Raw genomic sequence first — 15405 nt, 5'->3', positions numbered from 1 at the left:
CGCGCGCTGGTGTATGCGCGGGCGCACCGCCCCCGGCCCGCAGGGCGTAGCCTCTGCCGACCGCGCATGGCCCCACCCGGTCACGCTCCTTCGCGTACGGGCGGGCTTCCCGGCGCATTCGCGCGCGCCGGTCCCGTGACACAGGGATGATCCTATGAGGGAATTCCTCATATAAATTTACCCACCAATGCTTCGTAAGGGATTTCTCGCATTCCGCTTTCAACATCGGTGGTGCGCCCGGCAATTCGGCGTCGAGGTGGTGGTTAAAGGCCCTGGAATCGGAAAGGAATGATCTGGGCCGATGGAGCTGGGGGCGATCGGTTCACGCCATGGCCCGATTCCTTCTGAGTCGGGTGTCCGCAAAGTTCGGTGCATGAGCCTCCGCTCACGCCCCGGGGTGTCCACCACCCCCTCGGGCGCCCTTGAACTGCACCGATGCGATGCGAGCGGTGCTCCTTCTTCAGATCACATCACCTGTGGGGGGTCACGGATGGACGAGTACGGACGGTCCGCCGATGGCGAGATCGATTCGGTTGGCCATGCGGGCAGAGGAAATCCCAGGAACGGCGGGAATGGCGAGAAAGGCGCGGTCGGCGCGGTGGGAATCATCGCGGCCCGTGTCCTTCGTGTGGTCGCCTACCCGCTGCTCCTGCTGGCTGTTGTCTCGGTAGGTGCGGCCGCTCTGGTTCTGCGCTGGGATCCGGCCATCGTGAGCCCGCTTTTCCTCATCGGGACCCTGATGTATCTGGCCCTTCTCGAACAGCTGATTCCCTATGAGCGGAGCTGGCACCCGGGAAAGGACGAGTGGCGCTGGTACGGCGTCTACTTTCTGCTCACCATGGCCGGAAGCGGACTGGCGCAACTTCTGGTCACGGCGGCGGTGGGCTGGATCGCGGCCGACGAGCGCAGCCACCACCTCTGGGCCGAGATCCCCGGCGCCCTGCTGGCCGGATCGCTCGTCAGCTATCTGGTGCACCGGCTCGGCCACACCAGCGCCCTCCTGTGGCGGCTGCACGGAGTCCACCACGTCCCGCAGAAGGTCAATGTCGCCAACAACGGCGTCAACCACGTGCTGGACATCGTGCTCGCCCAGAGCCTCGTGCAGCTGACCCTGGCCCTGGCCGGATTCTCCCGCTCGGCCGTGCTGGTGACCGGTCTCTTCGTCGTGGCCCAGGGCTACTTCGTCCACGCCAACATCGACGTCCGCATCGGCCGGTTCAACCATCTGCTGGCCAGCCCCGAACAGCACCGCCTGCACCACAGCACCGACCTGTCCGAAGCCGGCCACTACGGCTCCGACCTCTCGTGCTGGGACCACCTCTTCGGCAGCTTCACCTGGCACCCCGGCCGTGAACCGGCCGCCGTCGGCCTCCACGACCCGGCCTCCTTCCCCGCCACCGGGGAGATCGTCGCCAGCACCCTGCACCCGTGGCGGCGCCGCCCGCCACCGGGCGACCCGGCCGGACCGGATGCCAACCCCCGAAGCTCCACCACCACGTGAGGAGTCAGACATGGCCGACGCGATCGAGACGAACACCGGCGCGTTACGTCAGAAGGTGGCGATCGTCGGTATGGGCTGCCGCTTCCCCGGCGGAGCCTCGGACCACCGGACGTTCTGGCGGAACCTGATGGCGGGCAAGGACTGCATCACGCCCACCCCGCCCGACCGGTACGACGTCACCGCACTCGGCAGCCGGTTCCGTGACAAACCCGGCCGCCTCGTCGGCGGACGCGGGGGATACATCGACGGCTTCGACGAGTTCGACCCCGCCTTCTTCGGTATCAGCCCCCGTGAGGCCGACCACATGGACCCCCAGCAGCGGAAGCTGCTGGAGGTCGCCTGGGAGACCCTGGAGGACGGCGGCCAGCGCCCCGCAGACCTGGCCGGGGAGAACGTCGCCGTCTACGTCGGCGCGTTCACCCTGGACTACAAGATCCTCCAGTTCGCGGACCTGGGCTTCACCACGCTGGCCGCGCACACCGCGACCGGCACCATGATGACGATGGTGTCGAACCGCATCTCGTACTGCTTCGACTTCCGCGGCCCCAGCCTCTCCGTCGACACCGCGTGCAGTTCCTCCCTGGTCGCCGTCCACCTCGCCTGCCAGGCGCTGGCCAGGGGCGAGACCGACCTCGCGCTGGCCGGCGGCACCCTGCTCAACCTGGCCCCCCAGTACACGATCGCCGAGACGAAGGGCGGCTTCCTCTCGACCGAGGGCCGCTCCCGTACGTTCGACGCGGGCGCCGACGGCTATGTACGGGCCGAGGGCGTCGGCCTGGTGGCGCTGAAGCGGCTGGAGGACGCCGTCCGCGACGGGGACCGCATCCACGCCGTGATCCTCGGCAGCGGGGTCAACCAGGACGGCCACACCAACGGCATCACCGTGCCCAACCCCGACGCGCAGGTCTCCCTCATCCGCCGCGTCTGCGCCGAGGCGGGCATCCAGCCCGGCGAACTCCAGTACATGGAGGCCCACGGCACCTCCACCCCGGTCGGGGACCCGATCGAGGCCAAGGCCCTGGCCCGCGCCCTGGCCATCGGACGCCGGCCGGGCAGCCGCGCGTACGTCGGCTCCGTGAAGACCAACATCGGCCACACCGAGTCCGCCGCCGGGATCGCCGGGCTCATCAAGACCGTCCTGAGCCTGAAGCACCGCCACATCCCGCCCCACATCAACCTGGAGCGCCTCAACCCCGCCATCGACCAGGCCTCCCTGCCGTACGAGATCCCCACCCGGCCCACCCCCTGGCCCGAGCACGACGGGCCCGCCCGGGCGGGCGTCAACTCCTTCGGGTTCGGCGGGACCAACGCCCATGTCGTCCTAGAGGAGGCTCCGCAGCCCGCGCAGGAGACCACGGAGGAGACCGACCCTCCCGCCGAACAGGCCTGGAGCATCCTGCCGCTCAGCGCCCGGCACCCCGACGCCCTCCCGGAGCTGGCCGCCGGGATCCACGCCGAGCTGGCCGGGGAGAACGGGCCGCCCGTGGCCCTGCCCGACCTCGGCCACACCCTGGCCCACCGCCGCCAGCACCTCCCGCACCGGCTCTCCGTCGTCCACACCTCCCGCGCCTCCCTCGACGAGGCGCTCTCCGCCCACGCGCGCGGCGAGAGCCACCCCCGGATCGTCCAGGACCGCGCGCGGGACGCCGAAGCGCGCCGCCTGGTCTGGGTCTTCACCGGCATGGGCCCCCAGTGGTGGGGGATGGGCCGCCAACTCCTGCGCGAGGAGCCCGTCTTCAGGGAAGCCGTCACCGCCTGCGACCGCGCCGTCCGGGAGTTCGCCGACTGGTCCCTGATCGAGGAGCTGACCGCCGACGAGCCCGCCTCCCGCATGGCCCAGACCTGGCTCGCGCAGCCCGCCAACTTCGCCGTACAGGTCGGCCTCGCGGCCCTGTGGAAGACGTACGGCGTGCGCCCGGACGCCGTCGTGGGACACAGCACCGGCGAGATCGCCGCCTTCTACGAAGCGGGCGTCTACTCCCTCCGTGACGCCGCCCGGATCGCCGTGCACCGCAGCCGCCTCCAGCAGACCCTGGCCGGGACGGGCACCATGCTCGCGGTGGCGCTCACGGAGGACGAGGCGGAGCGCCGCGTACGCCCCTACCGGGACCGGGTCTCGATCGCCGCCGTCAACAGCCCGACCTCCCTCACGCTGGCCGGGGACGCGGACGCCCTGGCCCTGCTGGCCGAGGAGCTGCGGGCCGAGCAGCTCTTCGCCAAGTTCCTCACCGTGGAAGTCCCGTACCACAGTGTCGGGATGGAGCGGATCAAGGACGAACTGCTCACGTCATTGGCCCCCTTGGACCCCCGCCCCGCCCGACTCCCGCTCTACCTCACCGGTGCCGAGGGCCTGGCCCGGGGCGGTGAGCTGGACGCCGCCTACTGGTGGCGGAACGTACGGGAACGGGTGCGGTTCCGGGCCGCCGTCGACCGGCTCGCCGCCGACGGCCACCACGTCTTCCTGGAGATCGGCCCGCACCCCGTCCTCGGCCACGCCATCCGCGAGTGCCTGGAGACCGCCGGGGCGTCCGGGGTGACGCTGCCCTCGATCCGCCGCCAGGAGGACGAGAGCGAGCGGTTCGCGCTCTCCCTCGCCTCGCTCCACAACCTGGGCGCCGACATCGACTGGGACGTCCTCCACCCCGCCGGGCGGCCCGTCACCCTGCCCCCGCACCCCTTCCGACGCGACCGGCACTGGACCGAACCCCCGGCTGTCGCACAGGTCCGCCTCGGCCACATCGACCACCCGCTCCTCGGCCGCCGCACCGACCGCACCGAACCGGCCTGGCAGGCCCGCCTGGACACCGAGTCCCTGCCCTACCTGGCCGACCACCGCATCCAGGACACCGTGGTGTTCCCCGCGGCCGGTTACCTCGAGATGGCGACCCAGGCCGTCCTGCGGCTCACCGGCGGGACCTCCGCCGCCCTCGCCGACATCGACCTGCGCAAGGCCCTCTTCCTCCCGGACGGCGAGGACCGGACCGTGGAGGTGGCCCTCTCCCTGGAGGACGCCGGCTTCACCATCGCCTCTCCCGCCACCGGGGACGACGGCGAGCGGACCGTCCACGCGAGCGGGGTCGTCCGCACCGGCCGGCGCCGCAGGACCGGCCCACCGCTCGACGCCGACGCGATCCGCGCCCGTACGGTCCACCGCCTCGAAGGCCCCGAGTGCTACGCCGCACTGGCCGGGCTCGGCTACCACTACGGACCCGCCTTCCGGGCCATCGAGGAGGTGTGGATCGGCCCCGGAGAGGTCCTCGCCCGGATCCGCCCGCCCGCGACGGTCGACGCCGCCGGCCACCACCTCCACCCGGTCCTCCTCGACGCCTGCTTCCAGGCGCTGCTGACCCCGCAGCTCCTCCAGGACCCGGCACCCGGCGCGGGCATCAGGCTGCCGCTCACGCTCGCCGAGGTCGCCCTCGAACCGATCGGGGACCGGCCGCTCTGGGTGCACGCCACCCTGCGCCCCGCCGACGCCGACACCACCCTCGGAGACCTCGCCCTGTACGGGGACGACGGCACACCGCTCGGCCGGATCGAAGGGTTCCGGGCCGCCGACGTGGAGAAGGCGGCCACCGCCGTCGCCCGCACCACCATCGACTCCTGGCTCGCGGAGACCGTCTGGACGGAGTGCCCGCCGCTCGGGGAGGAGGAACCGCTCGCGCCCGGCGTCATAGCGGCCCGCACCCACGGCTGGCTGCTGCTGGCCGACACGCAGGGCGTCGCGGACGCCTTCGCCGCCCTCGCCGAGGCCCGGGGCGAACGCTGCCACCTGGTGCGCCGGGGCGAGGCGTACGCCGGAGCGGGGCCGGACGGCCCGTACACGGTCGACCCCGGGTCCTCCGACGACTTCGAGCGCCTCTTCGCGGAGCTGGACCGGGACGGCCAACCGTTCCGGGGCACCGTCCTGCACCTGTGGAACCTGGACCGCCCCGCGCTCGCCGACTGCGACCGGCAGACCGTACGGGACCACGCGGGCCCCGGCTCGTACTCCCTGATCGCCCTGGCCCGCACCCTGCTCGCCCGGGGCGGAAGCGGCCGGCTGCACATCGTCACCCGGGGCGCCCAGCCCGTCCTGCCCGACGAGCCCGTCGAACCCCTGGGGGCACCCGCCTGGGGCGTCGGCCGGGTCCTGCGCCACCAGGAGCTGACCGACCACCCCGGCAAGCTGATCGACCTCGACCCCGAGCGGCGGCCGGGACCCGGAGGGGCCAGGGCCGAGGCCGAGGCGCTCCTGCGCGAGGCACTGGCCGACGACGAGCAGGAGATCGCCCTGCGCGCGGGCGTACGCCGCACCAGCAGCCTCCGCCCCGCCGAAGGGCTCACCCGGCCCCTCCCGCCCCGGCTGCGGGCCGACGGCAGCTATCTGGTGACCGGTGCCTTCGGGGCGCTCGGCCGACTCCTCTGCCGCACCCTCGTCCGGCGCGGGGCGCGCAGGATCGTCCTGATGGGGCGTACGCCGGTGCCCGCCCGGGAGAAGTGGGGCTCCACCGACCCCGCCACCGCCGAGGGCCGCGCGGTGGCCCTCCTCCGCGAACTGGAGGCGCTCGGCGCCCAGGCCGTCCTGGCCCCGCTCGACATCACCGACGAGGACGCCCTGACCGGCTGGCTGGACGGCTACCGGCGCGCCGGACACCCACCCGTACGCGGGGTGTTCCACCTCGCCGGACAGGTCCGCGACACCCTCGTCACCGACCTGGACCGGCCCGCCTTCGACGCCGTCCACGACCCCAAGACCATCGGCGCCCACCTCCTCCACCGGCATCTGCGCGACGAACCGCTCGACCACTTCGTCCTCTTCGCCTCGGTCGCCTCCCTGCTGACCACCGCCGGACAGACCAACTACGCGGCGGGCAACGCCTTCTTGGACGCCCTCGCCCACCACCGCCGGGCCCAGGGGCTGCCCGCGCTCAGCCTGGACTGGGGCCCCTGGGCCACCGGCATGATCGAGGAACTCGGCCTCGTCGACCACTACCTGAACAGCCGCGGCATGAGCTCCCTCGCCCCCGACGCCGGGATGGCCGTCCTGGAACGCGTCCTCGGCCAGGACCACGCCCAGCTGGTCATCGCCACCGTCGTCGACTGGCCGACCTTCCTGGCCTGGTACCCCTCCCCGCCCCCGCTCGTCACCGCCCTCGCCGCGGCCGCCGCCCCGCCCCCGGACACCGACCGGGGCAGCGGCTTCCTCGACACCTTCCGCACCGCCGACGAGGAGGGGCGCCGCGCCCTGGTGGCCGAACGCTTCGCCGCACTCTCCGCCGCCGTCCTGCGCACCGGCACGGACCGCATCGACCCCGCCGAAGGCCTCGGCCAACTGGGCCTGGACTCACTGCTGGCGATGGAGCTACGGGCCCGCATCCACGCCGAACTCGGCGTGGCCCTGCCCGTGGTCGCCCTCCTAAGCGGAACCCCGGCCGGCGAACTGGCCGCACAGCTCCACGACGGCCTGCTGGAGCTGGCCTCGGCCGAGGACACCGACGCCACGGACCGGGCCGTCACCCTCCACGACGACCCGGCCCGCTACCCGCTCACCCAGAACCAGAAGGCGCTCTGGTTCCTCAAGCACCTCAACCCCGACGGGTACGCCTACAACATCGGCGGGGCCGTCGAGGTGAACGTCGCCCTCGAACCGGACCTGATGTTCGAGGCCGTACGCCGCCTCATCGCCCGCCACCCCGCCCTGCGCACCAACTTCCTGCTGGAGGACGGGCAGGCCGTGCAGCGGGTCTCCGAGGACGTGGTGCCCGACCTCGCCCTCCACGACGTCCAGGGCGAGGAGTGGGAGACCATCCACGCCACCATCGTCGCCGAGTACCGCAAGCCCTACGACCTCGCCCACGACCCGCTGGTCCGCTTCCGGCTCTTCAAGCGCGGCCACGACCGCTGGATCATGATGAAGGCCGTCCACCACATCGTCTCGGACGCCATCTCCACCTTCACCTTCATCGAGGAACTCTTCCAGGTCTACGAAGCACTGCGGCAGGGACAGGAACCCCAACTGCCCCCGGTCGAAGCCCGCTACCTGGACTTCCTCAACCAGCAGAACACCTTCCTCGCCGGGCGTGAGGCCGCCGGAATGCTCGACTACTGGCGCTCCCATCTCCCCGCCGAGGTCCCGCTCCTGGACCTCCCCACCGACAAACCCCGCCCGGCCGTCCAGACCCACAACGGGGCCTCCGAGTTCTTCGCGCTCGACCCCGGACTCAGCGCCCGCGTCCACGCCCTGGCCCGCGCCCACCACGTCACCCCGTTCATGGTGCTGCTCAGCGCCTACTACCTCCTGCTCCACCGCTACTCGGGCCAGGACCACATCGTCGTCGGCTCCCCGGTGACCGGCCGCACCCGCCAGGACTTCGCCTCCGTCTACGGCTACTTCGTCAACCCGCTCCCGCTCCACGCCGACCTCACCGGCGACCCGAGCGTGGCGGACCTCCTGGAGCAGGTCCGCCGGACCGTCCTCGGCGGCCTGGACAACCAGGAGTACCCGTTCGTCCTGCTCGTCGACGAACTGGGGCTCCAGCACGACCCCAGCCGCTCGGCCGTCTTCCAGGCGATGTTCATCCTCCTCACCCACAAGGTCGCCACCGAGCAGTACGGCTACCGGCTGGAGTACATCGAACTCCCCGAGGAGGAGGGTCAGTTCGACATCACCCTCTCCGCCTACGAGGACGAGTCGGACCACCGCTTCCACTGCGTCTTCAAGTACAACACCGACCTCTTCCTCCCGCAGACCGTGCGCCGCATGGCCGCCCACTACACCCGCCTGCTCGACGACATGACCCGGGTGCCCGGCGAACACCCCGCGTCCCGGCTGGAGATGCTCGACGACGGCGAACGCGAACAGCTCGTGGGGGAGTGGAGCCGCCCCGCCCTGCCGTCGGAGACCACGGATTCCCCCTTCACGCCGGTCCACGCGCTGATCGGCGAGGTCGCCGCCGCCCACCCCGCCTCCGTCGCCGTGACCATGCCGCTCCCGGGCGGCGGAGCACGCCGCCTCACCTACGCGGAGCTGGAGCGGCGGGCCGCCGACACGGCCGCCCGGCTGCGCACCCTGGGTGTCGGGGACGGCTCGGTGGTCGTCGTCCGCCTGGACAAGTCGCCCGAGCTGATCGTCACCCTGCTCGCCGTGCTGAAGGCCGGCGGCGCCTATCTGCCGCTCCGCCCCGACCAGCCCGCCGACCGGATCGCCCACCTCGTCCGGACCACCGGAGCCGCCGTCGTCATCGTCTCCGGCGAACCCGCGCGCGAGGAGACGGCGGCGCTCCCGGTCATCACCCTCACCCTCGACGACCTGCACGCCACCGAGCCGCACCCCGACGGGCCCCCGCCGGACCCGGCCCCGGACTCGACCGCGTACGTCATCACCACCTCCGGCTCCACCGGCCGTCCCAAGGCCGTCCGCGTCAGCCACCGCAACCTCGCCTCCGCCTACGAGGCCTGGCGCCAGGAGTACCGCCTGGAGACGGACGTCCGGACGCACCTCCAGATGGCCGAGCCGTCGTTCGACGTGTTCACCGGCGACCTGGTCCGCGCGCTCTGCTCCGGCGGCAGCCTCGTCCTGGCCGACCGGGACCTGCTCTTCGACACCGCCCGGCTCTACCGGACGATGCGTCAGGAGCGGGTCGAATGCGCGGAGTTCGTCCCGGCCGTCGTGCGCGGTCTGATGGACCACTGTGTACGGGAGGGGCTGCGGCTGGACTTCCTGCGGCTGCTGGTGGTCGGCTCGGACGCCTGGAAGGTGGGGGAGTACCAGCGGCTGAGCGAGCTGTGCGGTCCGGCGACCCGGCTCGTCAACTCCTACGGCCTCACCGAGGCCACCATCGACAGCGCCTGCTTCGAAGGCCCCGTCGACGACCTGGAACCCGGTCTCATGGTCCCGATCGGCCGCCCCCTGCCCAACAGCACCCTGCACATCCTGGACGCCCACGGCGAACCCGTCCCGCCCGGCGTCCCCGGCGAACTGTGGATCGGCGGCGACGGCGTCGCCCTCGGCTACGCGGGAGAGCCCGAGCAGACCGCCGACCGCTTCATCACCCGTACGCTGAGCAAACGGCCCGACGCCCGGCCCGAACGGCTCTACCGGACCGGCGACATCGCCCGCTGGGACGCCCACGGCCGCGTCCATCTGCTCGGCCGCACCGACGGCCAGGTCAAACTGCGCGGCCACCGCATCGAGATCGGCGAGATCGAGGCCCACCTCGCCCAGTGGCCCCCGCTCGCCCGCGCCGTCGTCACCGTCACCACGGACACCGGGGGAGAGGCCGTGCTCTGCGCCTACTGCGTACCGGCACCCGGCACCGCGCTCGACCGCCGGGCCCTGCGCCGCCACCTGGCCGGGGCGCTCCCCTCGTACATGATCCCGGCGTACTTCGTCGAACTGCCCGCCCTGCCGCTCACCGCCAACGGCAAGGTCGACACCGCCGCCCTGCCCGCACCCCGGGCCGAGACCGGTGAACAGAGCCACGAGGAGCCGGTGACGCTCTACGAGATCAGCGTGGCCCGGCACTGGAAGACCCTCCTCGGCCTCGAACAGGTGGGCCTGGAGGACGACTTCTTCGAGATCGGCGGCTCCTCCATCAAGCTCATCGAGCTGCTCCACCTGCTGCGCACCGAGTTCGGTGTCAGCGTCCCCGTCAGCCGCCTCTACCAGGTCACCACCCTCCACGGCATGGCCGCCACCGTCCAAGAGGTCCTGCACAGCACCAGCACCGACGAACTGCCCTCCCTCACCTTCAACGCCGGCCAGTCACCGCCCCTCTTCTGCTTCCCGCCCGCGGGCGGCCACGGACTCGTCTACCGGGGGCTGGCCGCCCAGCTCCCCGAGTACGCCGTCATCGGCTTCAACTACCTCCCGGGCGACGACAAGGTGGCCCGCTACGCCGACCTCGTCGAGACCGCCCGCCCCGAAGGCCCCTGCCTGCTCCTCGGCTACTCCCTCGGCGGCAACCTGGCCTTCGAGACCGCCAAGGAGCTGGAGCGGCGCGGACGGCGGGTGGGGCATGTCGTCATCCTCGACTCCCGCCGCATCATGGAGCGTTACGAGCCCGGGGACGAGGGCATCCGCCACTTCGAGACCGAACTCGCCGGCCACCTCCGCAAACACACCGGATCGGAGGCCGTCGCGCAGGAGACCCTCTCGCACGCCGCCGAATACCTCACCTTCTGCGGCCGCACCCCCAACACCGGAACGGTCGACGCACCGGTCAGCGTGATCACCGACCAGGAGAAGGCCGCCCTCTACGCGGCCGGACAGCACGGCACCTGGCACGGCAGCTCCACCGCCACCACCGTCGTCCTGCGCGGCTCCGGCCTCCACGCCGACATGCTCGACCCCAAACACCTCCCCCGCAACGCCGCCCTGATCCGTACCGTGCTGACGGGAGACGCGGCCCATGGCGACTGATACCACCCTCCGCAAGGAGACCGTCGACGACTGGGGCAGCCGCGAGCGCACCCCCGGCACCCCGCCCCGCGTCATCGTCATCGGCGCGGGCGTGGCCGGCCTCTCCACCGGCTGCTACGCGCAGATGAGCGGCGCCAGGACCCGGATCTTCGAGAAACACGTGCTGCCCGGCGGCTGCTGCACCGCCTGGTCGAGGGACGGCTACCTCTTCGACTACTGCATCGAATGGCTCATCGGCACCGCGCCCGGCAACGACGCCCACCAGGTCTGGCGCGAGCTGGGCGCGCTCGACGGCAAGACCGTCACCAACTTCGAACTGTTCAACAAGGTCGAGGACGAGCACGGCCGCTCGGTCACCTTCTACAACGACCCCGACCGGCTGGAGGCCCACCTGCTGGCCCTCTCACCCGCCGACGCCCCCCTGATCCGGGCCTTCACCCGCGACCTGCGGCGGTTCATCGACATCGAGCTGTACCCGTTCCTCACCGCCCCCGCCCTGCGGACCGTACGGGAGCGGGCGGCGACCCTGCGCACGGTGCTGCCGGCCTTCCGGCTCTTCTGGCGCACGGCCGCCACCCCGATGCACGTCTTCGCCGACAAGTTCCAGGACCCGCTGCTGCGCCGGGCCTTCCGCAACATCTTCTTCCAGGACCCGGAGGGCTTCCCGCTGCTGCCGTACCTGTTCAACATGGCGGCGGCCCACCACCTCAACGCCGGTTTCCCGCAAGGCGGTTCGCTCGGGCTCTCGCGCTCGGTCGAGAACCGCTACCTGGGCCTGGGCGGAGAGGTCACCTACCGGGCCCGCACGGAGAAGATCCTCGTCGAGAACGACCGCGCGATCGGCATCGAACTCCGCAACGGCAGAAGGTACTTCGCCGAGCACATCGTCTCCGCCTGCGACGGCCGCACCACCGTCCACGGACTGCTCGACGGCCGGTACACCAGCCCCCGGATCGACAAGCTCTACAACGACCTCATCGAACGCCCCGGCACCCTCTTCCCCGCGGTCGTCTCCGCCTTCGTCGGACTGCGCGGCGACTTCGACCCCGGCGAGGCCCACAGCACCACCCACCTCCTGACCGGCGAGGACGGCGAACGCCTCCCCGGCGCCCTCCAGAACAGCCTGGTCGTCCAGGCCCGCTCCCGCTACTCCGACGGCTTCGCACCCCCGGGCCGCTCCGTCCTGCACTGCACCTACTTCAGCGACTACGCCTACTGGAAGGGGCTGCGCACCCGCAGCCGCCGGGAGTACCGCGGCCGCAAGCACGAGGTGGCCGACTTCGTCCGCACCTTCCTGGAACACCGCCACCCCGGCATCAACGACCGCATCGACCTCGTCGACATCGCATCGCCCGCCACCACCCACCGCTACACCGGCAACCACAACGGCTCGATCCTCGCCTGGAAGGCCTTCTCGGACGCCGACGACGTCGCCGCCCGCCTGGTCGGCAGGGACCGGATGCGGCTCCCCGGCCTGAGGGGCTTCTCCATGGCCGGACAGTGGGTCGGCATGGGCGGCCTGATCCGCGCCGCCTCCACCGGCCGCTTCGCCGTCCAGTACCTCTGCCGCGAACTGGGCCTGGAATTCCGGGCCTGGGAGAGCGAGGGCACCGAGTCCTGGCATCCCGGGATGCTGGGCGAACTGCCCCAGCTCGACCGCTGGTCGGCACGGGAGGAGTCCGGTTCATGACCCACAGGACCACCGGCTCCCCGCAGGGGCCCAGGGAATCGATGATCATCATCGGGGGCGGGCTCGGCGGCCTCTCCACCGGCTGCTACGCCCGGATGAACGGCTACCGCACCCACATCCTGGAGATGCACGAACTGCCCGGCGGCTGCTGCACCGCCTGGGACCGCGGCGGCTTCACCCTGGACGCCTGCGTCAGCTGGCTCCTCGGCAGCGGCCCCGGCAACGAGATGCACCAGATCTGGCTGGAGCTGGGCGCCCTCCAGGGCAAGGAGATCCGCCACTTCGACGTGTTCAACATCGTGCGCGGACAGGACGGGCGGGCCGTCCACTTCTACTCCGACCCGGACCGGCTCGAGGCCCACCTCATCGCACTCTCGCCCGCCGACGCCCGTACCGTACGCAGGTTCTGCAACCAACTGCGCAGCTTCCGCAAGGCCCTTGCCGTTTACCCGTTCCTCAAACCCGTCGGGTTGATGGGCCGGCTGGAGCGGTGGCGGATGCTCGCCTCGTTCCTCCCGTACTTCAACGCCGTACGCACCACGATCACGGTCCTGATGACCGAGTACTCCGCCAAGTTCCAGGACCCGCTGCTGCGGGAGGCGTTCAACTTCATCCTCTACGAGAAGCACCCCAACTTCCCCGTCCTGCCCTTCCACTTCCAGCTCGCCTCGCACGCCAACCTCTCGGCGGGCGTTCCCGAAGGCGGCTCGCTCGGCCTCGCCCGGTCGATCGAGGCCCGCTACCGCCGCCTCGGCGGAGAGATCTCGTACAACACGAAGGTCGAGACGGTGATCGTGGAGGACGACCGCGCGGTCGGCGTCCGGCTCAGCGACGGCAGCGAACTGCGCGCCGACATCGTGGTGTCGGCCTGCGACGGTTACACCACGACCATGAAGTTCCTCAAGGGCGCCTACCTGGGGGAGGAGTACCGCAAGCTCTACACGGAGACCATCCACGAACCCGGCATGGTCTTCCCCGGCTACTTCACCCTCTTCCTCGGCCTCTCCCGACCCTTCCCCGAGGGCGACCCCTGCACGACGTACCTGCTCGACGAGGCCACGGCGGCGAAGCTCACCGGCATCCGCCACGCCAGCATCAACGTCCAGTTCCGCAGCCGCCATTACCCCGAACTCTCCCCGGACGGCACCACCGTCGTCTACGCCACCTACTTCTGCGACATCGCCCCCTGGCGGGCCCTGGACGAAGGCCCCGAACAGGTCACCCGCACCCGGGGCGGCCAAGAGCTGCACACCCTGCCGGTGCGCCACGGCCGCGGCTACTACGCGGCCAAACGGCGGGCGCGCGAGACGCTCGTGGAGTTCCTGGAGGAGCGCTTCCCCGGAATCCGCGACGCCATCGTCGTACGGGACGTCTCCAGCCCCCTCACCCAGGTCCGCTACACCGGCAACTACGACGGTACGGTGCTGGGCTGGCAGCCCTTCGTGGAGAGCGGCGAGAAGCTCGAAGAGCTGATCAAGAAGCACGGTCCCGGACTGCCCGGCCTCGCCAACTTCTACCAGTCAGGCGTCTGGGCCACCACCGGCGGCCTGATCCGGGCCGCCGCCGCCGGGCGCCACGTCATGCAGTTCATCTGCCGCGACGACGGAAAGCCCTTCACCGCGTCGCTCGACCGGACGGCACCCCCGCCGACCCACCGCGTCATCCCCGTACCGACCGGCCGCTCCGCCGCCGCCGCAACGACGACAGGGAAGAGCACATGAAGATCGAGAAATGGGTCGTCCGCGAGCACGTCGAAGGCGTGCCGGACGTCGACCGCGTCTACGAGAAGGTCGTCGAGAACGTCGACGTGACCCTGGCCCCCGACGAGATGCTGCTCCGCACGCTGTACGTCTCCGTCGACCCCTACCTCCAGGGCATCGCCCTCGACACCCCCATCGGCTCCCACATGGGCGCCGACTCGATCATGGAGGTGGTGGCGGCCGGACCGCGCGCCGCCCACGGCGTCGGCGACCTCGTACAGGGCTTCGGCGGCTGGCGCTCCCACGTCGTCTCCACGGGCGCGGCCGAGCCGTGGCAGACCGGCACCTTCCCGATGGTCTTCCCGGCCTACCGCAGGCTCGACCCCGGCTGGTACGACGACGCCCTGCCGCTGGCGACCGCGCTGAGCGTGATGGGCGGCCCCGGCATGACGGCCTGGGGCACCCTCGCCAAGTACATGACGGTGAAGCCGGGGGACACCTTCGTCATCAGCGGGGCCTCCGGCGCGGTCGGCGCCCTCGTCGGCCAGCTCGCCGCGCTCGCCGGCGCCCGGGTCGTCGGCACCACCTCCTCACCGCAGAAGGCGGAGTACCTCCTCGGCCTCGGCTTCGACACGGTCGTGGTCTACCGCCACACCGACGGCGCCGACACCGTCCGCGAGGCGCTGACCCGGGCGGCCCCGGACGGCGTCGACCGCTACTTCGACAACCTCGGCGGAACCGTCACCGACGTGGTCTTCTCCATGCTCAACGTCGGCAGCCAGGTCGCGGTCTGCTGGCAGTGGGCGACCCAGGTCGGCAACGAGGAGACGGGCCCCCGCCTGCTGCCCTACCTGATGTTCCCGCGCGCCACGGTCCGGGGGATCTTCTCGCTGGAGTGGTTCACCGAACAGAACTGGAAGGACCTCCACGCCGACCTCGGCAGCCGGGTCCGCCGGGGCGAGGTCGTCTGCGACCACACCCTCCACCACGGCTTCGACGCCATCCCCGCCGCCTACCGGAGCCTCTACGGCGACCGGGCGGAGAGCCGGGGCAAGGTGCTGGTCGCCCTGTGACCACCGCGACCGCACCCCTCAACCACCTTCTCCGCCCC

5 protein-coding genes are annotated in these 15405 nt (G+C 71.5%); all 5 read left to right on the top strand.

The features are described from left to right. Positions 1-490 precede the first annotated feature (490 nt). From DJ476_RS01990 to DJ476_RS01970, 5 genes are read left to right on the top strand one after another with little or no spacing between them, the layout of a single operon-like run. Entirely contained in the window at positions 491-1501 is a 1011-nt protein-coding gene (locus DJ476_RS01990) for a sterol desaturase family protein (protein ID WP_103417722.1), read from the top strand. Between the two features lie 10 nt (positions 1502-1511). Next, positions 1512-10904, top strand: a complete 9393-nt coding sequence (locus DJ476_RS01985) for a non-ribosomal peptide synthetase/type I polyketide synthase (protein WP_112489650.1) — start codon at positions 1512-1514, stop codon at positions 10902-10904. Then, a complete protein-coding gene (locus tag DJ476_RS01980) occupies positions 10894-12594 on the top strand; it encodes a phytoene desaturase family protein (protein WP_112489649.1) in 1701 nt (566 codons plus the stop codon). The genes DJ476_RS01985 and DJ476_RS01980 overlap by 11 nt, the downstream gene beginning before the upstream one ends. Further along, the gene (locus DJ476_RS01975) at positions 12591-14315 is read left to right on the top strand and encodes a phytoene desaturase family protein (protein ID WP_112489648.1); all 1725 of its coding nucleotides are present in this window, start codon (positions 12591-12593) and stop codon (positions 14313-14315) included. The genes DJ476_RS01980 and DJ476_RS01975 overlap by 4 nt, the downstream gene beginning before the upstream one ends. After that, the gene (locus DJ476_RS01970) at positions 14312-15367 is read left to right on the top strand and encodes an MDR family NADP-dependent oxidoreductase (RefSeq protein WP_070202047.1); all 1056 of its coding nucleotides are present in this window, start codon (positions 14312-14314) and stop codon (positions 15365-15367) included. Before DJ476_RS01975 ends, DJ476_RS01970 begins: the two co-directional genes overlap by 4 nt. Positions 15368-15405: the final 38 nt, after the last annotated feature.

Origin of the sequence: Streptomyces bacillaris (assembly GCF_003268675.1) — a bacterium.
GTDB classification, from domain to species: domain Bacteria; phylum Actinomycetota; class Actinomycetes; order Streptomycetales; family Streptomycetaceae; genus Streptomyces; species Streptomyces bacillaris.
The sequence above is the reverse complement of the archived record's forward strand: the minus strand, read 5'-3'. Positions and strand labels throughout refer to the sequence as shown.